Source organism: Embleya sp. NPDC008237 (assembly GCF_042956465.1).
Taxonomy (GTDB): Bacteria; Actinomycetota; Actinomycetes; order Streptomycetales; family Streptomycetaceae; genus Embleya.
This window is the reverse complement of record NZ_JBIBGL010000004.1, coordinates 150677-174913: the sequence shown is the minus strand read 5'-3', so window position 1 is coordinate 174913 and position 24237 is coordinate 150677. Positions and strand designations below refer to the sequence as shown.

The 24237-nt window shown below is 70.6% G+C and carries 21 protein-coding genes; 10 read left to right on the top strand and 11 right to left on the bottom strand.

Features of this window, described 5'->3' with window-relative positions:
• Window positions 1–69 precede the first annotated feature (69 nt).
• Window positions 70–1737: a GAF domain-containing protein gene (locus tag ACFZBU_RS11250; RefSeq protein WP_391583733.1), complete on the bottom strand. Its 1668-nt coding sequence runs from the start codon at window positions 1735–1737 to the stop codon at window positions 70–72.
• Between the two features lie 263 nt (window positions 1738–2000).
• Here ACFZBU_RS11250 and ACFZBU_RS11245 point away from each other — a divergent pair, with 263 nt between their 5' ends.
• The gene (locus ACFZBU_RS11245) at window positions 2001–2663 is read left to right on the top strand and encodes a response regulator (RefSeq protein ID WP_391583241.1); all 663 of its coding nucleotides are present in this window, start codon (window positions 2001–2003) and stop codon (window positions 2661–2663) included.
• A gap of 557 nt (window positions 2664–3220) precedes the next feature.
• A complete protein-coding gene (locus ACFZBU_RS11240; protein WP_391583240.1) occupies window positions 3221–4351 on the top strand; it encodes an acetate/propionate family kinase in 1131 nt (376 codons plus the stop codon).
• Window positions 4352–4592: 241 nt separating this feature from the next.
• Here the strand turns inward: ACFZBU_RS11240 and ACFZBU_RS11235 are convergent, their stop codons facing one another.
• Together ACFZBU_RS11235 and ACFZBU_RS11230 are read right to left on the bottom strand one after the other, a co-directional pair.
• The gene (locus ACFZBU_RS11235) at window positions 4593–5612 is read right to left on the bottom strand and encodes an aldo/keto reductase (protein WP_391583239.1); all 1020 of its coding nucleotides are present in this window, start codon (window positions 5610–5612) and stop codon (window positions 4593–4595) included.
• Window positions 5613–5945: 333 nt separating this feature from the next.
• Window positions 5946–8306: a phosphoketolase gene (locus ACFZBU_RS11230; RefSeq protein ID WP_391583238.1), complete on the bottom strand. Its 2361-nt coding sequence runs from the start codon at window positions 8304–8306 to the stop codon at window positions 5946–5948.
• A 405-nt stretch (window positions 8307–8711) separates the two neighbouring features.
• Between ACFZBU_RS11230 and ACFZBU_RS11225 the strand changes: the two genes are divergently transcribed.
• From ACFZBU_RS11225 to ACFZBU_RS11215, 3 genes are all read left to right on the top strand, one after another.
• Entirely contained in the window at window positions 8712–10016 is a 1305-nt protein-coding gene (locus tag ACFZBU_RS11225; protein WP_391583237.1) for a phosphatase PAP2 family protein, read from the top strand.
• A gap of 98 nt (window positions 10017–10114) precedes the next feature.
• Window positions 10115–10252: a hypothetical protein gene (locus ACFZBU_RS11220; RefSeq protein WP_391583236.1), complete on the top strand. Its 138-nt coding sequence runs from the start codon at window positions 10115–10117 to the stop codon at window positions 10250–10252.
• Window positions 10253–10274: 22 nt separating this feature from the next.
• Window positions 10275–11048 (top strand): TIGR03084 family metal-binding protein, encoded by a 774-nt coding sequence (locus ACFZBU_RS11215; RefSeq protein ID WP_391583235.1) that lies wholly within the window; start codon window positions 10275–10277, stop codon window positions 11046–11048.
• A 96-nt stretch (window positions 11049–11144) separates the two neighbouring features.
• Here the strand turns inward: ACFZBU_RS11215 and ACFZBU_RS11210 are convergent, their stop codons facing one another.
• Together ACFZBU_RS11210 and ACFZBU_RS11205 are read right to left on the bottom strand one after the other, a co-directional pair.
• Window positions 11145–11972, bottom strand: coding sequence for an LLM class flavin-dependent oxidoreductase (locus tag ACFZBU_RS11210; protein ID WP_391583234.1), 828 nt, complete (start codon window positions 11970–11972; stop codon window positions 11145–11147).
• 199 nt (window positions 11973–12171) lie between these two features.
• Complete coding sequence (locus tag ACFZBU_RS11205; RefSeq protein WP_391583233.1) at window positions 12172–13062, bottom strand: alpha/beta fold hydrolase; 891 nt, start codon at window positions 13060–13062, stop codon at window positions 12172–12174.
• A 72-nt stretch (window positions 13063–13134) separates the two neighbouring features.
• On the opposite strand from ACFZBU_RS11205, the gene ACFZBU_RS11200 reads away from it, so the two are divergent.
• A complete protein-coding gene (locus ACFZBU_RS11200) occupies window positions 13135–14067 on the top strand; it encodes a LysR family transcriptional regulator (protein WP_391583232.1) in 933 nt (310 codons plus the stop codon).
• 264 nt (window positions 14068–14331) lie between these two features.
• On the opposite strand, the gene ACFZBU_RS11195 is transcribed toward ACFZBU_RS11200, so the two are convergent.
• Window positions 14332–14904: a TetR/AcrR family transcriptional regulator gene (locus tag ACFZBU_RS11195; protein WP_391583231.1), complete on the bottom strand. Its 573-nt coding sequence runs from the start codon at window positions 14902–14904 to the stop codon at window positions 14332–14334.
• Window positions 14905–15030: 126 nt separating this feature from the next.
• Here ACFZBU_RS11195 and ACFZBU_RS11190 point away from each other — a divergent pair, with 126 nt between their 5' ends.
• Both ACFZBU_RS11190 and ACFZBU_RS11185 read left to right on the top strand, forming a co-directional pair.
• Window positions 15031–15549, top strand: a complete 519-nt coding sequence (locus tag ACFZBU_RS11190) for a cupin domain-containing protein (RefSeq protein WP_391583230.1) — start codon at window positions 15031–15033, stop codon at window positions 15547–15549.
• A gap of 211 nt (window positions 15550–15760) precedes the next feature.
• Complete coding sequence (locus ACFZBU_RS11185; RefSeq protein ID WP_391583229.1) at window positions 15761–16381, top strand: L-threonylcarbamoyladenylate synthase; 621 nt, start codon at window positions 15761–15763, stop codon at window positions 16379–16381.
• A gap of 98 nt (window positions 16382–16479) precedes the next feature.
• Here the strand turns inward: ACFZBU_RS11185 and ACFZBU_RS11180 are convergent, their stop codons facing one another.
• Window positions 16480–17037, bottom strand: a complete 558-nt coding sequence (locus ACFZBU_RS11180) for a GNAT family N-acetyltransferase (protein ID WP_391583228.1) — start codon at window positions 17035–17037, stop codon at window positions 16480–16482.
• Window positions 17038–17042: 5 nt separating this feature from the next.
• Window positions 17043–18455, bottom strand: coding sequence for an MFS transporter (locus ACFZBU_RS11175; protein ID WP_391583227.1), 1413 nt, complete (start codon window positions 18453–18455; stop codon window positions 17043–17045).
• A 214-nt stretch (window positions 18456–18669) separates the two neighbouring features.
• Here ACFZBU_RS11175 and ACFZBU_RS11170 point away from each other — a divergent pair, with 214 nt between their 5' ends.
• Window positions 18670–19185 carry a winged helix-turn-helix transcriptional regulator gene (locus ACFZBU_RS11170; protein WP_391583226.1) on the top strand — a complete coding sequence of 172 codons (516 nt, stop codon included), beginning with the start codon at window positions 18670–18672 and terminating at the stop codon, window positions 19183–19185.
• Between the two features lie 737 nt (window positions 19186–19922).
• Here ACFZBU_RS11170 and ACFZBU_RS11165 read toward each other — a convergent pair.
• The gene (locus tag ACFZBU_RS11165; protein WP_391583225.1) at window positions 19923–20582 is read right to left on the bottom strand and encodes a TetR/AcrR family transcriptional regulator; all 660 of its coding nucleotides are present in this window, start codon (window positions 20580–20582) and stop codon (window positions 19923–19925) included.
• Window positions 20583–20753: 171 nt separating this feature from the next.
• On the opposite strand from ACFZBU_RS11165, the gene ACFZBU_RS11160 reads away from it, so the two are divergent.
• Entirely contained in the window at window positions 20754–21902 is a 1149-nt protein-coding gene (locus ACFZBU_RS11160) for a serine hydrolase domain-containing protein (RefSeq protein WP_391583224.1), read from the top strand.
• Between the two features lie 81 nt (window positions 21903–21983).
• Here the strand turns inward: ACFZBU_RS11160 and ACFZBU_RS11155 are convergent, their stop codons facing one another.
• Window positions 21984–23228, bottom strand: coding sequence for a CynX/NimT family MFS transporter (locus ACFZBU_RS11155; protein WP_391583223.1), 1245 nt, complete (start codon window positions 23226–23228; stop codon window positions 21984–21986).
• Window positions 23225–23935: a FadR/GntR family transcriptional regulator gene (locus ACFZBU_RS11150; RefSeq protein ID WP_391583222.1), complete on the bottom strand. Its 711-nt coding sequence runs from the start codon at window positions 23933–23935 to the stop codon at window positions 23225–23227. Before ACFZBU_RS11150 ends, ACFZBU_RS11155 begins: the two co-directional genes overlap by 4 nt.
• Between the last annotated feature and the right edge of the window lie 302 nt (window positions 23936–24237).

Genomic DNA, 24237 nt, shown 5'->3' with positions numbered 1-24237 from the left:
CGCCCGTCGGGTGGTTCGTCGTCCGCTGCCCGGTGTCGGGAGTTGTCGGGCCGAGCGGCTTTCGCGTGGTCAGTCCAGGGGGACGTGCCATTCCAGGACGGCGCCGCCGTCCGGGGACGGTCCGAACGTGCAGGCTCCGCCGAGGTTTTCGGCCCGCTCCCGCATGTTGCCGAGTCCGCTGTCGCGGGTCGGGGCCGGTGGCGGACCCACGCCGTCGTCGCGTACTCGTACCCGCACGTGCGTGTCGTCCGCCTCGACGTGTACCTCCACGCGGCTTGCGTGGGCATGACGGGCGGCGTTCGCGAGTGCTTCGCGCAACACCGCGATCACCTGGGCCGCAATCGACTCCGGCACCCGCGTGTCCAGCAGGCCGTCGACGCGCAACGTCGGGGCGAAGCCCAGCATTTCGGTGACCGCGTCCACCTCGCGCAGACAGCGCGAGCGCAGTCCCGGGCCGGCGTCGCGCCCTCGGGACTTGAGGGAGAAGATCGTCGACCGGATGACCTTGATCGTGTCGTCCAGCGCGTCCACCGCCGATTCGACCCGCTCCAGGGCCTCGGGGTGCTCGATGAAGCGCGTCGCGCTCTGGAGTGTCATGCCGGTGGCGAACAGGCGTTGGATGGCCAGGTCGTGCAGGTCCCGGGCGATCCGGTCGCGGTCCTGGAGTACGGTCAACAGCTCCGCGTCGCGGCGTCGTTCCGCGATCTCCAGGGCCAGCGCGGCGTGGTCGGCGAAGCCGGTGACCATGCGCAGCACCGCTTCCGTCAGCTGCGGACGCTCCGTCCGGTTCGCGACCTGGAGCACGCCGCGGATGCGCTCGGGGGTGCCGAGCGGCAGCAGAAAAGCGGAGCCGAGTTCGGACCCGACGGCGGTTGCCACCACCGCCCCCGGGTCGTGGCTGAGATCGCTGCTGGTGATCGTCTCACCCGAGCCGAACACCTTGCCCATCAGCGTGCTTTCGCCGGACAGGACCAGTCCGCGGACGCGGTCGGCGAGGGGGCCCGCGGCGGCCTCGACGACCAGGTCGTCGGTGCCGGGCACGGGTACCGCGAGGGTGACCAGGTCGGCGTCGGTCATGTCCCGGATGGTCTCGGTGAACGTGCGCAGCACGTCGGCGGGGCTGTCGCCGGAAAGCAGGCTGCGGGTCAGGTCGGAGGTCGCGGCGAGCCAGCGTTCGCGGCGGCGGACGTCGTCGTACAGGCGCGCGTTGTCGATGGCGACGCCGGCCGCCGCCGCGAGGGTGCGCAGGACCGCCTCGTCGTCCTCGTCGAAGTCCGCGCCGCCGCGCTTCTCGGTGAGGTAGAGGTTGCCGAAGACGGTGTCGCGGATCCGGATCGGCACGCCCACGAAGGTGTTCATCGGCGGGTGGCCGGGCGGGAATCCGAACGACTCCGGGTGTTCGGAGAGGTCGTGCAGGCGCAGCGGATGCGGATCCCGGATGATCAGCCCCAGGATGCCGCGCCCGGTGGGGAAGGGCCCGATCCGCAGGATGGTTTCCGGGTCCATGCCCACCGGGAGGAAGCGGGCGAGCCGCTCGTCGCCGATCACCCCGAGGGCGCCGTACTCGGCGTCGACCAGGGTCACCGCCGATTCCACGATCCGCCGGAGCACGGTCTCCAGGTCCAGGTCGCTGCCCACCGAGAGCACGGCCTCCAGCAGCCCGCTCACCCGGTCCCGAGTCGCGCGCACCACCTCCACATGGGCCTGGAGCTCGTCCAGCAACTCGTCCAAGCGCATACGCGGCAATGCCGGTCGCTCGTCCGACGCCACAGCCCCTCCCACGGTTGGTACATCCGGCGAAACTCTTCGTGAGCCCATCGTGTCAAACCACGCCTCGCGCGTCCTCTCCCCCTCGAACGCACCGTCGTCGATCGACCGTGATCCCGCCGACCGTGGCCCCGAGGCCGCGCCGCCCGCTACGGTGACGGATACGGGAGCCTTCGGCGTCCGACGATGACAACAGCGACCATAGAGCCACGACTGACCTCCGGAGGAGGGCCGTGTCGACACCGCCCATTCGCGTGTTCCTGCTGGACGACCACGAGGTGGTCCGCAGGGGCCTGGCCGACCTGCTCGGCGGTGAACCCGACATCGAGATCGTCGGCGAGTCGGGTTCGGCCGCCGAGGCCACCCGGCGCATCCCCGCACTGCGCCCCGACGTGGCGATCCTGGACGGGCGCCTGCCGGACGGCAGCGGCATCGACGTGTGCCGCGAGGTGCGCTCGCGCTTCCCGGAGATCAACGCGTTGATCCTGACCTCGTACGACGACGAGGACGCGCTGTTCGCGGCGATCATGGCGGGAGCGGCGGGCTACGTGCTCAAGCAGGTTCGCGGGCAGGACCTGATCGCGGCGGTACGCGCGGTCGCCGCCGGGCAGTCCCTGCTGGATCCGGCGGTGACCACGCGTGTTCTGGAACGAGTACGCAAGGGACCCGCCGCCGAACCGGGCCCCACCGGGCTCAGCGAGCGGGAGAAGCAGGTCCTGGAGCACATCGCCCAGGGCCAGACGAACCGGGAGATCGCCGAGAACCTGGGCCTGGCGGAGAAGACCGTCAAGAACTACGTCTCCGCGGTGCTCAACAAGCTCGGCCTGGAACGCCGTGTCCAGGCGGCGGTGTACGCGACGGAGTTGCACCAGGGCAAGGAGCGGCGCCGGACCTGAGGCCGGCGGGCGGTCCGCGCGGATCCCGACGCACACCGACGCACACCGACACCCACCGACGCACCCCGACCGACAGCGGGTCCGGGGTGCGTCGATGTCCGGCCGTGTGCGCCCTTCGGCGGACCGACAGGGCCGTTCGGCCCGGGTGCGTACGCGTGAAGTGCGCTGTCCTGGGAAGCGTCATCGACGCATGCACCACCAGGAGGCGGTCGTCGTGTCCCTCATCGCCCATCATCGGACGGCTCCCGCGTCCGCACACCGGCGCTTCGCCGGTCGCCGCGCGAAGACGTGTGCGTCGTATCCGTGTTCGACGGACATCGCAGCGGCACCGGGAGTGGTCACCGCCTGCCCGGCGCCGATGCCGCGGATTCCGTGTCGGGGCGTTCGTTCGCGCGGGCCCGGTCCGGCCGATCCCGAATGGCGCGTACGCGAGAGCGACTCGCCTGTCCTACGGCCACCGTCGTGGCGACCCGACGGGCGGCGGCGCAGGCAGGCGATCGACGCCCGAGTCGCCGCCGGCGGGCCGCTGCGCGCTTCGGCCGAGACGGGGGTGCGCGATGTCCGCTGAGGCCACCCGCAGTACGAATGCCGGCGCCGGCGGACGCGTCCTGGTCGTCAACGCGGGCTCCTCCAGCCTGAAGTTGTCGGTGGTCGACCCGGACGACACGATCGTCCATACCTCGAACGTGAGCTTCACCGACACGATCCCGTCCGCGGCGATCGCCGAGTTCGTGCGCTCGGCGGGATCCGTCGAGGCCGTCGGGCACCGCATCGTGCACGGCGGCGCCGACTTCACCGGGCCGGCCCGACTCGATCCGCAGGTGTACGCGCGCATCGCCGCGCTGCGCCCGCTCGCGCCGCTGCACCAGGACCGGGCGATCGCCGGCATCGACGCGCTTCACGAACTGTGTCCCGAACTGCCCGCGGTCGCCTGCTTCGACACCGCCTTCCACCACACCCTCCCCGCCGAGGCGAGCACCTACGCGCTCCCCGAGGCGTGGCGCGCCGAGTGGGGCCTGCGCCGCTACGGCTTCCACGGCCTGTCCCACGCCTACGCGTCGGCGCGGGCCTGTGAACTGACCGGTACGGACCCGGCATCGGCGCGCGTGGTGACCTGCCACCTCGGTGCCGGGGCCTCGTTGGCCGCGATCCGGGGCGGGAGTTGTGTCGACACCACGATGGGCTTCACCCCCACGGAGGGCCTGGTGATGGCCACCCGCGCCGGTGACCTGGACCCCGGCATGCTCGTGTGGCTGCTCCGCAACGGGGTCGAACTCGACGACTTGGAGCAGGTGTTGGAGCATGGCGCGGGGCTGAGCGCGTTGGCCGGGCACGGCGGCGACATGCGCGCGATCCGGGCCGACGCCGACGCGGGGGATCCGCGCGCGCGACTGGCGCGCGGGATCTACGCGTACCGGGTGCGTACCAGGATCGCCGCGATGGCCGCCGCGATGGGTGGCCTGGACGTCCTGGCCTTCACCGGTGGGGTGGGCGAACACGACGAAACGCTGCGCACCGAGGCGGTCGCCGAGCTGGGATTCCTGGGAGTGCGGTTGCATGCCGAGGCCAACGCCGCGACGCGCGCCGACGGCGAGATCGGCGAGGCGGGTGCGCGGGTGCGAACCGTGGTCGTCACCGCCGGGGAGGATGTCTGCATCGCGCGCGAAACCCGCGCGACGGTGGGATGAACCCGCTTCGCCGCGGTGCGCCGGAGTGGGCCGGGCCCCGGGGCAGCTGTCGGCACGGCGCACCCGTCGAGTGGCAACCATCGGCGCGTGCCACCTGTCGGCGCGTGACACCGAGAATTCGGCGCGTGACACCGAGAACCGGCGTGCGGCCCGGTACGGCACGGACCGCCGGAGCGAGGCCGAGTACACCGAGCAGCACGCAGGCTCCGGATGCCGAAGGGCGGGTCCGGAGCCTGCGTGGTCAGCGACGTCGCAGCGACGGGTCGAGCAGCGCGGGCGGGGTGTCGTTCTTCTCGTGCGCGGCCAGGTCGGTGCCGGGGGCGACGATCTCGTCGATCGCGTCGAGTACGTCGGCGGACAACACGGTGTCGGCGGCGGCGAGTTGCGAGTGCAGGTGTTCCGGCGTGCGGGGGCCGATGAGCGCGCCGGTCACGGCCGGGTGCGCGGTCACGAACCCTAGTGCGAGCTGGATCATGGTGAGCCCGGCCTCGTCGGCGACCTTGGCCAGTCGCTCGACGGCGTCGAGCCTGGCGCGGTTGGCGGGGATGGTGGTGTCGAACCGCTGCGGCATGAACGCGGCACGGTTGCCCGAGAGTTCCCGGCCCTCGCGGATGGCTCCGGACAGCCAGCCCGAGGCGAGCGGGCTCCACACCAGCACACCGAGTCCGTACTGTTCGGTCACCGGCAGGACGTGGGTCTCGATGCCGCGCTGCAGGATCGAGTAGCTGGGCTGTTCGGTGACGTAGCGGCTCAGGTGGTGCTCGCGGGCCGCCCACTGGGCCTGCACGATGCGGTAGGCGGGGAAGGTCGAGGAGCCGAAGTAGCGGATCTTGCCCGCGCGCTGTAGGTCGGTCAGGGCCGACAGGGTCTCCTCGTCGCCGGTACGGGGGTCCCATCGGTGGATCTGGTAGAGATCGATGTGGTCGACACCGAGCCGGCGCAGGCTGTCGTCCAGGGCGGCGACCAGTCGGCGGCGCGAGGCGCCCTGGTGGTTGCGCTCGTCGCCCATGGGCAGGCCCGCCTTCGTGGCGAGCACGAGGTCGTCGCGGCGGCCTGCGATGGCCTTGCCGACCATCTCTTCCGACTCGCCGCCGCTGTACACGTCGGCGGTGTCGATCAGATTGATCCCGGCCTCGAGGGCGGCATCGACGATGGTGGTGACCTCGTCCTGGGTGGTGCGCCCGATCCTGCCGAAGTTCATCGCGCCGAGCGCGAGGGCGCTGACCTGCACACCGGTACGGCCCAAGGTGCGGTACTGCATGACGTGTCTCCTCGTTGCGGGTGGAACGTGCCGACGATGCGCGGCTCGAGTATCGGGCCCGCGCTCGGCATCACGAGCAAAACGGAACCCCGTTCCGAGAACGATACGGAACGCGGTTCCGCTTTGGCAAGTGCGCAGACGGCGGAGGAAGCGCGTGAACGACGGCCGGGCGGCGAGGGCGTACGCCCGGCCCGGGGGCACCTCGAGCGCGGAGCCGAAACCTCCGCGTCGACGCGGGCCACGATGCTCGGCCACGACGCACGACGACCGGCCGAAATCGTCATGCAGGTCCGCGCCTGCCGCACCGCCGGCCGTGACCCGCGTCGTCCGTGATCAGTTGCCGTGCGGGCCGGGCGACCAGATCCAGTCGCGTACTTCTGGCATGTCCTCGCCGTGTTCGAGGATCCAGGCGCGGTGCCGGGTCCGGGCGTCGAGCATGTTCTGGCGCACCGTCGCGGCGCGCGTACCCAGACCGGGGACGCGGTCGATCACGTCGATCACGCGCTGGTAGCGGTCCATGTCGTTGAGCACGACCATGTCGAAGGGGGTCGTCGTGGTGCCGTACTCCTTGTATCCGCGCACGTGCAGGTGGTCGTGGTTGTGCCGGCGGTAGGCGAGACGGTGGATCAGCCACGGGTAGCCGTGGTAGGCGAAGATCACCGGGACGTCGGTGCCGAACAGCGCGTCGTACTCGGTGTCGGGCATGCCGTGCGGGTGCTCGCTCTCGGGGAGCAGCCGCATCAGGTCGACCACGTTGACCACGCGCACCCGCAACTCGGGCAGGTGTCGGCGGATCAGGTCGACCGCGGCGAGCGTCTCCAGGGTGGGGACGTCGCCGGCGCAGGCCAGCACCACCTGGGGGCGGCCGTCGTCGTTGGAGGCCCACTCCCACACGCCGGCGCCGCGGGTGCAGTGCAGGACCGCCTCGTCCATGGTGAGCCAGTCGGGGTTGGGCGTCTTGCCGGCGACGATGACGTTCACCAGGCCGCGACTGCGCAGTGCGTGATCGCCCACCGACAACAGGGTGTTGGTGTCCGGCGGCAGGTAGACGCGGACGACCTCGGGGCGTTTGTTGATCACGTGGTCGACGAAGCCGGGGTCCTGGTGCGAGAAGCCGTTCTGGTCCTGGCGCCACACGTGGGAGGTGAGCAGGTAGTTCAGCGACGCGATCGGCGGCCGCCAGTCGATCTCGCGCGAGGCGTGCAGCCACTTGGCGTGCTGGTTGAACATCGAGGACACGATGTGCGTGAACGCCTCGTAGCACGAGAAGACGCCGTGGCGCCCGGTCAGCAGGTAGCCCTCCAGCATGCCCTGGCAGGTGTGTTCGGAGAGGATCTCCACGACCCGGCCGTCCGGTGCCAGATGGGTGTCCAGATCGGTGATCGGCTCCTGCCATGCCTTCGTGGTCGCGCCGTAGACCGCGCCGAGCCGGTTCGACTCGGTCTCGTCGGGGCCGAACAGCCGGAAGTCGCGGCGGGACGCGGTGCGGGCGAAGACCTCGCGCAGGTATTCGCCGAGCGCGCGGGTGGGTTCGGACGAGGATGCGCCGGGCTCGGTGACCTTGACCGCGAAGGAATGCGGGTCGGGCAGCGGCAGATCCCGCAGTACGGTGCCCCCGTTGGCCTCGGGAACGGCTCCCAGGCGGGTGTCGCCGGTGGGCACGTTGGCGAGCACGATCGGGGTGGGCCGGCCGCCCTGGTCGAAGAGTTCGTCCGGGCGGTAGGAGCGCATCCACGTCTCCAGCAGGGCCAAGTGCTCCGGGTTCTCGCGCACGCCGGCGAGCGGGACCTGATGCGAGCGCCAGGTGCCCTCGACGGGCACGTCGTCCACGGTGCGTGGGCCGGTCCAGCCCTTGGGGGTGCGCAGCACGATCATCGGCCACCTCGGGCGCCCCTGCGCGGTCGCCTTGAACTCGGCGATCTCCTCCAGCGATTCCTCCAGCGCGGCGGCGAACGCCGCGTGTACGCGCGCGGGTTCGTCGCCTTCGACGTGGATGGGGCGCCATCCGTACCCGGTGAGCAGCGCGTCGAGTTCCTCGCGCGGCATCCGGGCGAGCAGCGTCGGGTTGGCGATCTTCCAGCCGTTCAGGTGCAGGATCGGCAACACCGCGCCGTCGGTGCGCGGGCTGAGGAACTTGTTGCCGTGCCAGGACGCGGCGAGCGGCCCGGTCTCGGCCTCGCCGTCGCCGATCACACACGCGACGACCAGGTCCGGATTGTCGAACGCGGCGCCGAACGCGTGCGAGAGGCTGTAGCCGAGTTCGCCGCCCTCGTGGATCGAGCCCGGCACGCCGGGCGCGATGTGGCTGGGCACGCCGCCCGGATAGGAGAACTGGCGGAACAGCGCGACCATGCCCGCGGCGTCACGGGAGACGTTCGGGTAGCGCTCGCTGTAGGTGCCGTCCAGCCACGACGCGGCGAGGGCGGAGGGGCCGCCGTGTCCGGGGCCGGTGACGTGCAGGGCGTGCGTACCGCGTTCGCGGATCACCCGGTTCAGGTGCGCGTAGATCAGGTTCAGGCCGGGGGAGGTGCCCCAGTGTCCGAGCAGGCGCGGTTTGATGTGCTCGGGGCGCAGCGGTTCGGTCAGGAGCGGATTGCCGCTCAGGTAGATCTGTCCCACCGCGAGATAATTCGCCGCCCGCCACCAGGCATCCACCGTCGTCAGGTCGGGACCTTCGGGAATCGCCATCGTCATCGGTCTTCCTCTCGTGGGTCGCCGGAACTCCGCTCGTTCCCACACTCACGTCCTTCACGCGCACGGTGAAGGGCCGAACGGCCCTATGGGACCGGGCCACCGGAACACGTGGCCGGCGTTGTCGGGGTCGCCGCGGCGGTACCTGCGGACCCGGGGTGGGCCACAGCGACCGGTGGCCGGGCCGGAGGCTCGGGATCGTGGTCCCCGGATCGACGGACCGGCGAAGCCCGTCCGCGCCGCTCCGGTAACATCATCCGACTCACGACGGTCACACCGAGCGCCTCCCCTCACCGGAAATCCATGCAAACCGGCGCAAAAGGTGATCATTTACTAAAATCCAACAAAGCGGCCAAGCAATTGATATCCATAACAGTGCGAACCCTTTCGCGAATAAGTCGCAGCACCATGACCGCCGTGCGGCGTCGGTCGCGGGCGATTCTGTGGGCCGCAGGAGGTGTGGCAGCCCTCGCGTTTCTGGTCACCCTGGAGATCGTCGCGCGTCACCACGGCCAACCCGGGCCGATCACCAATCAGGCGCGAGAGGTGATCTTCGCCCCCAGTTCGGGACCGCTGCTGTATGCCGGCCTGGCGTTGACGATGGTGGTGCTCACCTGGCGACAACGGTTCATCGCGGCCGGTGTCGCGATCGGCATCGACCTTGTTTTCTGGCCGGTGCGGTGGCTGCTCGACGCCAGGATGAACTTCGGCAACGGCGCGTTGTGGGTGATCCTGGGCTGCGCCGTCATCGCCGTCACGCGCCGCACCGGCCGGGAACGCGTCCTGCTGCTGAAGGGCGTCGGGCTGGGACTGCTGCTGGTGGCAGGCCACAAGACGGGCGACACCTGGCTGCACATCACGTCGATGACCCGCCCGAACGTGCTCGACCAGTACGTGGCGACCGCCGATCACGCACTGGGTGACCCGTCGTGGCTGGTGGGCCGAGCGGTCGAGGCCACCGGCCCGGTCGGCGCCCACCTACTCGGCGGCATCTATGGCCAACTCCCGCTGGCGGCGGCCATCGTCGCGCTTTACCAACTACGCCACGTGGCGGTCCAGCGCCGCTTCCCGGGCCATCACCTGGTGCGCACCTTCCTGGTCATCGGCCTGCTCGGACCGAGCATCTACATGATCTTCCCGGTGGTCGGACCGGTCTTCGCCTACGGCGCGGACGGCGGGCACTGGGCCATGGCCAACCTGTGGCCGGACACCGCACCGCCGATCGGCACCCCGCGCCCGATCCGGTTCGACGAGATCACCCCCCGGAACTGCATGCCCAGCCTGCACACGGCGTGGGCCACGACGCTCTTCGTCCACTCCCGCAGCGGCTCGTGGTTCTTCCGCTTCGCCGGAACGTTCTGGCTGATCGGCACGCTCGCGGCCACGCTGGGATTCGGCTACCACTACGGCGTGGACCTCGTGGCCGGCGTGGTGTTCGCGCTCACGATCGAGGCGGCCATGCGCGCGTTCGACCGCGGCTGGGACCGGCGCGGAGTCCTGCTGGTCACCTACGGCGCGGCGGTCTTCGCCGTGCTCCTGGTGTCGTACCGCTATCTGCCGGTGGAGATGGCCGAACATCCGTGGGTGTTCGGGCCGCTGCTCATCCTGGCCATGACCTCGGTCATCCACTGCTACATACGAACCACCAGACTGTGGAACCCGAACACCGCACCGGCAAAGCGCCCCGAACCCCAACTACTCCTCCCGGCGTGACAGCCGAACGCCGGGCACCGTGCGCCCAGGACGACGAAGTCGGTGCCGCTCTCTCGAAGCGGCACCGGCTTTCGTGTCCAGGTGACGGGGACATCGGTGTGCGCTTTGCCGAGTACGCGCGGCTGCTCGTCGCGAAGGGTTCGGCCGCGGTCGACGCGCACGAGCAACACCCTGCCGTGGTGCCGTCCTGGTGGGCGCAGTCGCCACAAACCGTCAACCGCGGTCACATCGCGTAGCCGAACCGGAAGGTGAAATCGGATGCTGAACTACGGTCTTGACGTGTCCGGCCTGGAACGCGACGTTGTTCTGCCCGACTTGGTGGCCGAGGGGGATGAACTCGACGCCCTGGTGTCGGCGCAGACCGACTGGACCAGGCCCACCCCGGCGGCGGGATGGACGATCGCGCACCAGATCGCCCATCTTGCTTCCGCCGATGCGAACGTTCTCATCGCCATACGGACCCCGGAGGCGTTCGACGACGTACTGAAGCAGGCGGACGCCGCGGGCAGCCGATACGCCGATCTCGATGCCGCGGCGGGAGCAGCCAAACCGCGATCGGTACTGCTGGAACAATGGCGGGCCGGTCGGGCCGAGGTGGCGGCGGCACTGCGGAACGCACCTCTGGACGACGGGTTTCCCTGGTACGGCTCGCAGGTGAGCGCAACGCTCGTGGCGCCGCTTCGACTCATGGAGGTGTGGGCCCACGGGCAGGACGTTTTCGATGCCCTGGGTGTCGCACGTCGTCCGACGGCTCGACTCCGGCATGTGGCCTCCTTGGGAGTGATCGGACGAGAGCTGTCCTTCCATGCCGCCCAACTGCCTCTTCCCGCAGAGCCGTTCCGCGTCGAGTTGACCGCCCCCGACGGCGGGACCTGGGCCTGGGGCCCAGAGCATGCGACACAACGCGTACAGGGCAGCGCCCTCGACTTCTGCCTTCGAGTCACCCAACGCAGATCCCGAGCCGAGACCGACCTCACGGCGGTCGGTGCGGACGCGCGGACGTGGCTGGAGAACGCACGCGTTTTCCTCTGAAAAGGTCGGTGGCGAACCGGCCCGAGTGCCGGGTGGCCGGCGCGGGGCCCGGCGCCATCGGACGCCCGCGTCGACCGGTAGGCGGCCGGCCCGTCCTCAGTCGCCGCCCGGACTCGCCGGCCCGTCGCGGAGTACGCCGCGCACCGTGTCGAGCGGTACGCCCGGATCGAACTCCGGCATCCACCAGGTCGCGCCGGCCGCGGCGTACGGCAGTGGGTCGACGTCGAAGGGCAGGCCGACGGCGATCTCGTACGGTCCGCTCGCGCCCGGTCGGAGCTCGGCGAGGGTGGCGACGACCTCGGCGAGTCGATCCGGGTGCTCGAGACCGACCGGGAAGAAGCCGTCGAGCCGGGCGGCCCGGCGGATCGGCTTGAGGTTGCCCGGGAACCCGGCGGCCCACACCGGCACACCGGGCCGCTGAGTCGGCCGCGGCAGGAACGTGATGTCGTCGACCGTGTAGTGCTCACCGCGATGGCGCACCGGCTCGCCGGACCAGGCGGCGGCCAGGATCGCCAAAGACTCGTCGAGCATCTGCCCGCGCCGCCGGTCGTCGATCTGCTCGCCGGTCTTGGACAGCTCACCGCCGAACCGGTCGCTGCCGAGGCCGACGCCGAGGGTGAGGCGGCCGTTGCTGAGCCGATCCAGAGTCGCCGTCTCCCGCGCGACCTTGGCCGGCCGTCGACGGGCAAGCGGCGACACCATCGGACCGAGCCGCAGGCGCTCGGTCGCGGTCGCGATCGCCGTCAGCGCGATCCACGGGTCGGCGACCTGGCGGACCGGCGGCGCCTGCAGGCACAGGTGATCCCACACGAAGCAGCCGTCCCACCCGGCTTCCTCCGCTTCGGCGGCGAGGCGCGCGACCACGCGCGGATCGGCGAGGTCGTCGAAGAGCGGCAGCCAGAGTGCGGACCGTAGCCGGTTCACCGGCGGTCTCCTTCCGTGCGCGGCGTTCGGACGGATGTGAAGTCGTGGCACACCGGGACCGGGACCGGGACCGATGCGAAGTCGTCCCACATCGGCACCAGGACCGACGTGAAGTCGTTCCCCATCGGCATCCGCGACGACGTGCGGTCGTCGTACCTCCGGCTCGGCAGGTCGATTCCCGTGAGTTCCGCCGGCGGCGTCACGTCGTCGGCCGGGCTTCGGAGATCGAGAGGATTGCCGGAATCGCGATGTCCCAGAGCTCCGGCGACGGCATCTGGTGCCCCATGCCACTGAGCGGGACGAGCCGTGCTCCCGGGATTTCCCGGGCCAGTGCCTCGCCGTGCCCGTACGGGAACAGCGGGTCCGCGGTGCCGTGCAACACCAGCGTGGGCGCCGTGATCTCGCCGAGGCGGTCGCGGACGGGCTCGCCGCCGTCGAGCCGCCAGTGGTTCTGTGCCGACGCCAGGGCCGGGCTGCGGTCCCAGGCGCGGCCGACGACGCGGCGTACCCGCTCCTCGTCGACGGGGATGGTGCCCGCGAAGGTGCGCTCGCCGGCGGTGTAGTACGCGATGACCGCCTCGCGGTCGGACCAGTCGGGCGCCTCGTCGCCACCCTCGGCGAACTGCTCCGCCAACTCCTTGCTCATCGGCGGCAGGTCGGGGTGGGCGGGCCCGCCGGGCCCGCCCGGGCTGGTGGCGACGAGCGTCAGGGACGCGACCCGCTCGGGGCGGTGCACGGCCAGGTGCTGGGCGATGTCGCCGCCCATGGAGACACCGACAATGTGGGCGGCCGCGATGCCGAGCGCGTCGAGCAGGCCGACGGCGTCGTCGAGCAGGGCGTCGCTTCCGTAGGGCGGCTCGCCGGGCGGGAAGGTCGTGGAGCGGCCGGTGTCCCGGGTGTCGTACCGGACGACGTGCCGCCCGCCGGCGGCGAGGCCCGCGCAGAACTCGTCGTCCCACCAGTCCATCGACGCCTCGGCGCCGCCGATGAGCAGCAGGGCGGGGGCGGCCGGGTCGCCGAAGGTCTGGGCGCAGAGCTCGACGCCGTTCACCCGGAGAAGTTGCTCGTCGTGTGCTTGCGAAGAAGTCATGTCCGAAACGCTAGAGCCCATGACTCCATCGTGAAAAGCGATGAATTCCGATCGATTCGATTGCCTGTGCCAATGGTCGTCGTTACGCTGGCATGCGTGATCGACGTCGAGTTGCGCCACCTGGCGGCGATGGTCGCCATTGCCGAAGAGGGCTCGTTCGGTCGGGCGGCCGTCCGTCTCGGGTACACCCAGTCGACGGTGAGCCAACGGATCGCCGCGTTGGAGAGGGCCGTCGGCGGTCCGGTGTTCGAACGGCCGGGCGGTCCCAAGCCGGTACGGCTGACCCCGCTCGGCTCCGTGGTCCTGGGCCAGGGCCGCGAACTGCTGGCGAAGGCGGAGGCGTTGGCCCACGCCGTGGATCGGTTCAAGGCCGGAGACGGCCGGATCGACATCGGCACGTTCCAGAGCGTGTCCACCGTGATCCTGCCGTCGGTCGTGAGCCGCCTGCGAGCCGAGCACCCCGGCTGCGACATCAGGTTGTTCGAGGAGGAGCCGGAGCAGCCGCGGATCGGTGACCTCGACCTGCTGTTCTACGACGGCCGCATCGACGACGGCGACGTCGAGCACCTCAAGCTGCTCGACGATCCGTACCTGTTGGTGGCAGGCGCCGGCGCCTTCCCCGACGGTCCGGTGCCGCTGGAACGACTCGACGGGGCACCGATGGTGGCCTGGCCGCTGACCTGCGACCAGCCCTCGATGGAACAGGCGATCGCCCGCAGCGGCGCCCGCCCGCAGGTGGTGTTCCGCACCGCGGTCAACGACGCCCTGTTGTCGATGGTGCGAGCGGGCATGGGATCGGCGGTGCTGCCCTGGCTGGCCATCACCGGTCCCGGCGTCCCCACCGACGACAGGTTCCGCGTGCACGAGCTACGCCCATCCCTGCCCGCACGGGAGATCCACCTGCACTGGCGGGCCGGGCGTACCCACTCGCCACTCGCCGCCCGGGCGATCGAGATCGCCGTCGAGGTCGTGGCCGAACTCGCGCCGCCGCCGGTCGGTGCTTGACGCGCGGAAGGTTGCTCGCGCCGGAAGGTCGCTGGCGCCGAAAGGTCACTTGCGCGGAAGGCCACTCGCGCTCACTTGCGCGGAAGGTCGCTCGCGCCGGAGGTCTTGTGCGGGGCGCCCGAGCGTCCGTGGCGAGGAAGCGACTACGCGACGAAGCTGCACGGACTGGGCCTCGTGGAATTCCGACCGGGGAACGCCCCGTGCTCGGTCGATGCGGGAGCGGGAAGCGGGCGGAACGGGCCGAGCCGGTGCGGTGGTCGAGCCTCAGCGGCCGGGAAGTCTGCTGACCAGGGCGGTCATTGCCGCGACCGCCTCCACGTCCGTGAGCCCTTGCCCCTCGCACAACGACCGCCACGTCGGGAAGGCCGCCGCGTGGGCCGCCAGTGCCCGGCGCAGCCGCCGCTCCCGGCGGCCCCGGTCGGCGAAGGCCGACGCCAGTACCTCGACCTGCTGCCGCTCGCCGGCCTGCCGTGCCTCGCGGATCGGCGCCGGTATCGCGTCGAGATCGCGGTGGACCAGTGCGAGCATCTGCGCGCCGGAGCGGTAGAACCGGTACAGGTCCGTCAGGCCCGTCCGCAGTCGCTCGGTGGGGGCGGGGATCAGCGCCCATTGGTCGGGGCGCGGCAGGGGCCGGCGCGCGAGCCAGTCCTGCGAGCAGGCGGCGAACAGTGCCGTGTCGTCGGGGAAGTGCCGGTAGACGGTGAGCCGGGTGACGCCCGCCCGTTCGGCGATCGCGGCGATGCTGGTCGCGGCGGGCCCGACGGTGCCGTGCAGGTGGACGGCGGCGTCGATGATCCGCTGCCGGGTCTCGCCGATCTGTTCGGCGCGGCGGGTCATGGTGTACGACCGCAATTTCGGAGAACGGTCCTGTTCACTCAACTGTTGACACCCCCCGCCCACCGGCGCAGACTCGAATTCGAGAGAACACCAGTGTATCGGTAAATCTCTGAAGGAGGCCGCACCATGAGCGGCATCACGCAGGCACCGCACCTGACCGTCGTCCGACCCGGCGAAGGCGCCGAGGCAGACCTGGGCAGCATCGGCGTGGCCTTCAAACTGTGGGGCCGGGACACCAACGGCAGCGTCTCGATCGTCGAGCACCCGTTCCCGGTCGGCGCGCTCGTCCCGCCGCACCTGCACACCCGCGAGGACGAGTACTCCATCGTGACCGAGGGCGAGATCGGCTTCCGTTCCGGCGACCGCGAGGCCGTCCTCGGCGCGGGCGGCTACATCACCAAGCCGCGCGGCGAACTGCACACCATGTGGAACGCCGGCCGGACCCCCGCCCGGATGATCGAGGTCATCAGCCCGGCCGGGTTCGAGCACTTCTTCCGCGAACTCGCCGATCTGGTCGCCGACGGTCCGCCCGCCCCGGACGCCGTCTTCGCGCTCGGCGCCGGGTACGGCCTCGAGTTCGGCCGCCCCGACTGGCTGCCGGACGTCATCGCCCGCTACGACCTCACTCCGCCACCCGGCGCGTGACCGCCGGCAGGTCGCACTACGGTGCCGAGGAACCGTGCGGCTCGCCGATCACGGGCGCGGGGCGGGGCGGCGCACGCCCGACTCGGAGGTGGCGATGCTCGCGCCCGCGGCAGCGCGTGACATGGTTCGAGACGAGGATTGCCTCCCTCGACAGGGGTCGGGATGGCATCCGTCGGCCGGGAACGAGCGGTCGTCCCCATAGGGTCGGCGGATGGCGAAGTATTTCGATGTGCACCCCGAGAACCCCCAGCAGCGCACCATCGGCAGCGTGGTCGACCTGATCCGCTCCGGATCGCTCGTCGCGTACCCGACGGATTCCTGTTTCGCATTGGGATGCGGATTGGGCAACCGTGACGGCATCGGCCGGATCCGGACGATCCGCAACCTCGACGACCGGCATCACTTCACCCTGGTGTGCGAGAGCTTCGCTCAACTGGGCCGGTTCGTGTACCTGGACAACGACGTCTTCCGTGCCATCAAGGCATCGACGCCGGGACCCTACACCTTCATCCTCCGCGCGACGTCCGAGGTGCCGAAGCAACTGTTGCACCAGAAGAAGAAGACGGTCGGCGTCCGGATCCCGGATCACGTCGTCACCCGGGCCCTGCTCGCCGAACTCGGTGAGCCGATCCTGTCCAGCACGCTGCTCCTGCCCGGCGAGGAGGAGCCGATGACCCAGGGCTGGGAGATCAAGGAACGGCTCGACCACGTGGTGGACGCCGTGGTGGACTCGGGCGATTGCGGCACCCGGCCGACCACGGTCATCGACTTCTCCGGCGACGAGGTCGAGATCGTACGCCGAGGAGCGGGCGACACCGCGCGGTTCGAGTAGCGACCGGATCTCGGGAAGACGCCGGCGCCCGGGTCGAGCCGACGACCCGGGCCCGCGCGTCGGCGGTGGGCCCGAACCGGCCGCCCCGACCCGGCGGGTCAGCCGGCGCGGCACAACGCCGTCGAAGAGCCCGACCCGGTGGTGCGCGACCCGGGTGTCGTCCGGTTCGAGTCCTCCGGCAGGTGCACGACGAAGTGCCACTGTCCGTCCTGCAGTTCCGTGTACCGCAGGTCCGGCAACGCCGCGTACAGGGCCTTGCGCGCGGCCTGGTTCCCGACCTGGATCTGGGCGTGCAACACGCACACCGCGGCCGCCCGGGCCAGCGACGCGACTTCCCGGACCAAACGCGTGCCGAGGCCGATTCCCTGGTACCGGTCGCAGACCAGGGCGGCGATGTCGGCGTGGCGGGGATCGTTGTTCAGTCCGTACTCGGCCCAGCCCACGATGCGGCCTCCGGTCTCGGCCACGTACGCGTTCCACGTGCGCTGCGCCAGGCCTTCGATGATCCGGGCCCGGTACCAGTCGGGGATCGTGGTGCACGGCACGCCGAACCGCAGGGCGAGCGCGTGTCGTGAGATGCCGGCGGCGGCCCGGTCGAGCCTGTCGATGTCGTCCGCGTGCCACGAGCGCAGGTGCACGGTGTCGGACGCGGTCACGGTGGTCACGATGATCGGCTCCGGGTGCGGCCGGTGATGCCGAAGGCGGTGGCGGCGGACCCGGCGGCGGTGGCGGCGATGAACCACCAGGCGTGTCGAAAGGCGTGCGCCGGATCGGGTGCGGTACCGGCCGTCCCGAGGACGGCGACCAGGAGGGCGACGCCGAGGACGTACCCCAGTTGGCGGCTGGTGTTGACCACGGCGCTGCCGGTGGCGGCCTGGGCGCCGGGCAACTGCGCGGTGGCCTGGGAGAGCATGACGGGCAGGGCCAGGCCGATGCCCACACCGATGACGAGCCATCCCGGCAGGATCTGCGTCGCGTACCGGGTATCGGAGGACGCACCTGCGGCCAGCAGCAGGGCACCGCCGGCGAACAGCAGATTCCCCGCCGCGACCAGGGCTCCGGCCGGAACGCGCGTGGCCAGACGACGGCCGACGGCCGCGAATGGCGGCACCATCAGCGGGCCCGGTGCGATGGCCAGGCCGGCGACCAGGGTGGAGTAGCCGGCGGGACCCTGCAGCCACAGCACCACGGACGGAAAGACCGCGCCGAAGGCGGTGCAGAACAGCAATACCGTGATGTTGGCCCAGACGAAGGCCGGTGTCCGGAACAGGGCCGGATCCACGACCGGTGCCGGGTGACGCAGGATGCGAACGACGAACACCGCGATACCGACGGCGGCGAGCGCGAAGGTGCCGACGGTCGCCGCTCCGGTCCACGCCCACTCCTGGCCCTTGACCAGGGCCAGTGAGACCGCGCCGAAGGCGACGATCAGTGCCGCCGTGCCGAGCGGGTCCGGCATGCGTACGGCCGAGGTGTCCCGCAGGTCGGGGAGCACACGGCGGGCCGCCAGGAAGGCCGCCACGCCGACCGGGATGTTGATCAGGAACACCCAGCGCCAGGACAGTTCCACCAGACCGCCACCGACCACCGGGCCGACCGCGGCCGCGAACGAGCTGGTGGTGGCCCAGATCCGGACCGCTCCGGTCCGGCGCGCCGCCGGCAACGCGGTGAGCAGCAGCCCGAGACCGGCCGGGGTGAGCACGGCCGCGCCGACCGCCTGCACCCCGCGGAAGAACACCAGCGACCACAACTCGGGTGCCAAGGCGCAGGCGGCGCTCGCCGCGGTGAACAACGCCAGTCCGGCCAGGAACGCCGGTTTGCGTCCGTACCGGTCGGCGAGGCGCCCGGCGGGGACCAGCAGCGCCGCGTAGACGATGGCATAGGCGTTGAGGACCCAGCTCAGGTCCGCGAGCGGGGCGCCGAATTCTTTGCCGATGTCGGTGAAGGCGACGTTGACCACGAACACGTCGAGCATCGCCATGAACGCTGCGGAGCACACGACGAACGTGATCGCCGACGGCCTACCGGGGTCCTGTCGCACGCCCTCGGGGGGTGGTGCGGTCTGCGTGGTCATGGGAATCCCCTCGCGATTCGTGCCGGATGTCCTGGCCGACCCGGTGTCCCGGCCATCTCGGGTGTCCCGGCTGTGCCGGCTTCCCGGATATCCGGTCAAGGGCAGCGCTCTTCCACCCGTTGCGGGAGTGGGAGGCAGGACTCTAACTATCCCGGAGTATAGGTAGGGGGGTCTGGCTATACAAGGATCAAGTCGGAGTGGATATCATGGGGCCATGCCGGTTGTCATGGAGGGCGCGCTTGCCGACCTCGGCGCGTGGAAGACGGATCACTGCTCACTGGTCAAGGCACTGGAGGTGGTCGGAACCCGCTCCGCGCTGCTGATCCTGCGCGAGGCGTGCTACGGCACGACCCGGTTCAGCGGCTTCGCCGGCCGAATCGGCATCACCGACCGCGCCGCCGCCCAGCAATTGCGGCGCCTGACCGAGGCCGGCCTGCTCGCCAAGCGCCCCTACCGGGAGGACGGCGGCCGCACCCGCGACGAATACGTGCTCACCGAGATGAGCCGCGACCTGTTCCCGGTGATCATGGCCCTGATGCAATGGGGTGACAAGCACCTGCAGGACGGCACGGCACCGCTGCACTACATCGACCACGAGACCGGCGTCCCGGTCCACGTCGAACTCCGCAGCGAAACCGGCGACATCCTCGAACTGGAACAGGTCGGCATCCGAAAGAACCCCGCCTGGCGGGCACCGAAGCCACCGCAGCAACCGGAACCCACTTCCTGACCTCCCGCGATCCCGGCCGGTGTGCGCCGTCGCCCCGGGTGCCGCACGCCTCGGGCGTCCGACCGCGGCACCGCAAGGCCCCGTGCGTCCGAGCCTGGCGGAAGTCCTCGGGGACGACGGTGTTTTCGTCGACCTGACGATCGGTTTCGACCCGGGGAACTACGATTCGATCATGGTTGCGTCGCGCGGCGACCTGTTGCCTCGGCTTGCCGACCGTGTTGCGACAGGGACCGGGCGGTACAAGGGCGCGTCGTCGTGAGCGGTGGCTGCCGGTGCGCTCGAACGACGGGGCAACTCTTCCCGCTCACAGTGCTGTTGGGCCCCCGAGTCTCGCGCGTGCCGACCGGGGGATCGACATCAGGCGCCAAAGGGCTTTCGACGACGGCCACAGCCGGCGTCGCCGCGACGCGCCGAGCCCGTCGAGATACCGGTCCATCGAGCGCGGGCGGTTCGACCCGCCCAGGTCCGTCAACACCCTCATGTCTCTTGCGTGCCCCGAACCGCGAACTCCACGCGCGCCGCACACAGGCGGGCCGGGCAGGAGGGGCGGTCGCTTGCGAAATTGCGACTCAGGACACCAGTGCCGCGCCCGGCAACGTTCACCCCGTCGCGGCGCCCGGCACGGCACCTCGCCGCCCCGCCGAAACGTCCGAGTACTCCAGTACGAGAACGTTCCGGCGGCACGCCGATGCACCGCACCGAACACCGCGACGGGGCAAACGTTGCCGGGCGCGGCACTAGCTCGGGCGGATTGTGGCCTCGATGTGGGCGAGTTGAGCGGCGAGGATTTCTTCGAATGCGGCGCGGCGGTCCTCCCCGAGGGGGCGGACGTCGCGGGCGAAGTGGGTCAGGGCCGGGAAGCGTTCGGGGTCGGCGCCCAGTACCGCTACGCGGAACAGCTCCACGCCCTGTTCGTATTCTTCGGGGGTGATCGTGTCGATTCCGGCTTCGGCGGTGATCAACGCGGCGATGAGGACCGCGATCCGGTGGTAGCGCACCGGGATTTCCGCGTCGGGCAGTCCCGACGCGCGCAGGGCCTGGAGCACCTCTTCCATGACCAGCCGGGAGCCGGTGCCGCTCGACGCGTAGCGTCCCCAGACCGCGGCGAGCTGGGGCTGCTGTCCGAAGGCGTCTTTCAGGCGTAGAGCCAGCGACGTGATGCGCTGCTTCCAGTCGCCCTCGGGGCGGTGGCCGTCCATGGCGGCGAGGAGGACCCGGTCGGCGACTGCGCGCAGCAGTTCGGTCTTGCTGCGGAAGTGCCGGTACAGGCTGGAGGAATCGGTCCCGAGGACTGCGGCCAACTTGCGCACGCTGAACGAATCCGCGTCGTTCGTGCGCAGCAAATCCGCCGCCGTGTCCAGGATTTCTTCGGTCGACCAACGCCTTCGGCCTGCCATCTCGTTCCTTTCGCCGGATCTCAGCCTAGCTTATGCACTTGGTGTTGCACGCACCGCGTGCATAATGAGGACATGAGCATGCCGGGCGGTCGGCATGCCACTCGTGCCCTGTGGTGTGGGTCAGGCGACCGACGCGGCGCCCACCCGGGGGGATACGAAAGGACGCATGACGTGAACAACCCACTGGATTCCGCGGCGTTGAACGCAGCCATCGAGAACGTCCACCGCGCCGGCGTTCCGGGCCTGTTCGCCGAGGTACGCGACGGTGACCGGGTCTGGCGCGGTGCCGCCGGGGTCGCCGACGTCGCCACCGGCCGGCCCGTTGTCGTCGACATGCGGCACCGCGTGGGCAGTTGCACCAAGACCTTCACCGCCGCGGCGGTCCTGCAACAGGTCGAGAACGGTCGGATCGGGCTCGACGCACCGATCGGCCGGTACCTTCCGAAGCTGGTACCCGGGGAACGCGGTGACGCGATCACGGTACGGATGCTGATCAACCACACGAGCGGCCTCGCCGAGTACCTCCCGTACGCCTACCCTTCCCTCAGGGCGTTCCCCGTCCTCGCGGACACCGGACCGCAGAGCCTGGACGACCACCGGTTCACGCCATTCCACGCCACCGAGCTGATCGGGATGGGGGTCTCCGCACCCGCCGTCGGCGCAGTGGGCGGCACCCCCGGGGTGTACTCCAACACCAACTACCTGCTTCTAGGGCAACTCCTGGAAGAGGTGACCGGAACGACGGCCGAGGACTGCATCACCCGGAACGTCATCGAGCGGGCCGGGCTCCAGGACACCGCCTTTCCCGACGGACCGCACGTCCACGGGCCGCACTCGCTGCTCTACGAGGCGTGGTTCGGCATGATCGACCCGCCGCGCGACTACAGCGTCTACGACATGTCGTGGGTGGGCCCCTCGGCTTCGCTGATCTCGACCGTCGCGGATCTCAATCGCTTTTTCGGCATGCTGTTTGCCGGCGAGATCGTCGACCGGTCGTCGCTGGCGCAGATGCAGAGCACCGTCCCGATCATTTCCCAGGAGGGCAAGCCGATCGACTACGGCCTCGGTCTGTACCCGATGCGGATCCCCGGCGGCGGTGTCGTTTGGGGCCACGGCGGTACGGTCTGGGGTGGTGGAACGATGTCGATGATCGACGCCGACGGCGGGCGACAGATGTCGGTCGCGGTGAACCTGCAGAGGTGGAACCGACTCGACCCCTCGGGCAGGCCGCAGCCCCATCCCATCGACGATGCGCTCGCGGCCTTCCACCGGGTGGCCATGGGCGGCGCCGGTGGCGAGTCCCCGCCGCAGGAGCGATGACCACCGGGGGCATGAAGCGCCGAACATGCGGGCTGCCGACGGGGCCGATGTCCGCCCCGGTAGCCGCCCGGTGGTGCGCGCCTATCGACCGGCGGAACAGCGCACTTGGCGGTCTTGGCCGGCGCAGTATCCGGCGCCTGCCATGGCAACACCGAGGACGACCAGGACCACGAGCGGGAGTGTCCAGCTGCCCGTGGTGTCGTGCAGGATGCCGAGGAGCAGGGGGCCCGCCGCCGCCACGAGGTAGCCGATCGACTGCGCCATGCCCGCCAGCGCGGCTGCTTCGCCGGAGCTGCCGGCGCGTTGGCTCTGAAACGTCAGCGCGAGGACGAGGCACACGCCGCCACCGAGTCCGAGCAGGGTGCACGCCAACACGGACAACGCGGGGGCGGACACCAGCACGGCGAAGCCGCCGGCCACGACGACCGAGGCCCCGGCCGCGGTCCATCGTTGGTCGTGACGGCCCCGGGTGAGCAGGGGCAGGAGACTGCCGGCTGCCAGGGCGATCAGCTGGTAGTAGAAAAGCATCCAACCGGCTGCGGTGCTGGTCGCGCCATGGTGGATCAGAATGCTGGGCAGCCACGCGACGGCGGTGTAGAAGGCCAGGGACTGCAAACCCATGAACATGCTGACCTGCCACGCCAGTCGCGATCGCCAGGGGACCGGACTGCGGGTCACGCCGGTGGAGGCATGAGGCCTGTCGCCCCGCATCCGGGGCAGCCAGGCGAGGAACGCCGCGATGACGAAGGCGAGGCCCCAGGCGAGAGCGGTGTGCCAGGAACCCGGAAGGGTGTGGGAAAGCGGCGCGGAGATCCCGGAGGAGACCGCGGCGGTGGCGCCCATGACGGTGACGTAGAGAGCGCTGATGCCCTGAATGCGGTGTGCGGGCACGCTCCGCCTGATCAGTGCGGGCAGCAGCACATTGCCGAACGCGATGGCGGCGGAAAGGATCACCGTCCCGGTGAACAGGCAGATCACCGAGGGGATCGACCGGACGACGGTTCCGACGGCCAGCGCGCCGAGGGCCGCCACCAGCAGGCGTGCGCTGCCGAAGCGGTGAGAGGCCCGGGCCACCAGAGGCGACGTCGCGGCGAACGTCAGCAGCGGGAGGGTGGTCAGGAGGCCGCCCCAGCTCGACGACAGGCCGCTGCCGTGCTCGATCTCCGGCAGGAGCGTACCGACACCGGTGAGACCGGTACGCAGGTTCACCGCCACGAGGCAGATCGCGACGACGAGGCCGATCGACACGGCAGGCCGGGTGTTGTCCGCGGCCGGCACCTCGGGGGTGGGGTGCCGACGGGGTATCGAAGACGTCTGCGGATTCACTGTTCCTCCGCCGCCCGTGGTGCCAGGGCCTCCAGGTCGCGGGTGAGCCGGACGATCGCAGCCGCCGCGTCGCGGGCGCCGCTCTCGTCCCGGGCCTCGATCGCGTCGACGAGTCGCCTGTGCAGGTCGGCATGCTCCTCGGCGCCGTCGGAGTCCGGAGGCAGGCCGCCCAGGGCGGAGGTGAGAGCCGTACCGAGGTAGTCGTACACCTCGATCAGTAGGTCGTTTCCGCTCGCCCGGACGACGGCCCGGTGGAACAGTGCGTCGATACCCCTGGCCGCGGGCAGGTCCCCACCGGCGCAGGCCGCGTCGGCATCGGCCAACAGCTCTCTCAGTTGGTGCAGTTGGTCCTCGCTGCGACGCAGGGCGGCGGCGCCCGAGGCGTACTCCTCCAGGACGGTGCGCAGTTCGAGAACGTTGTCCCGCTGCGCGGAACTCGCCCGCCGCACCATGACCGACTGGAGCTCACTCGACGCGCGGACGTAGGTGCCGTCCCCGACCCGGGCCTCCAGCAGGCCCAGGTGCACGAGCGCGCCGAGTGCCTCCCGCAGCGTGCTGCGTCCGACCCCGAGCTCCTCGATGAGGACCTGCTCCGGCGGGATTCGCGTTCCCACCGGCCACCCACCTGTCTCGATGTGCGAGCGGAGGCTGTCCACGAGCTGCGCGGACAGGCTTGCCGTCCTGCGCGGTGTACTGATGCGCTTCATGGAGGCAGCCTATACAAACATCAGACATTTGAACATCACATGAAGAGGGATGTCGTGACGGCATGGGGTGGGGCGGAATGGGGTGGGGCGAGATGGGCTGGGGTGGGGTGGGCGAGGGACGAGGTGGGCGGGCCGGGGTGCCGAGCGGCGTCCCGGCCGGCCTGCCGAACCTGTCGCATGGCGAGGGCCGTGCGTTCGGCCGGTCGTTTCAGGCGCGTTGTCCCCGACGTGCGCGCGCCGTCATCGTGACGACGCGAACTCCGGGCGGAGCGGCCGCACCCGCCGACTGCGTCGGTTCGGTC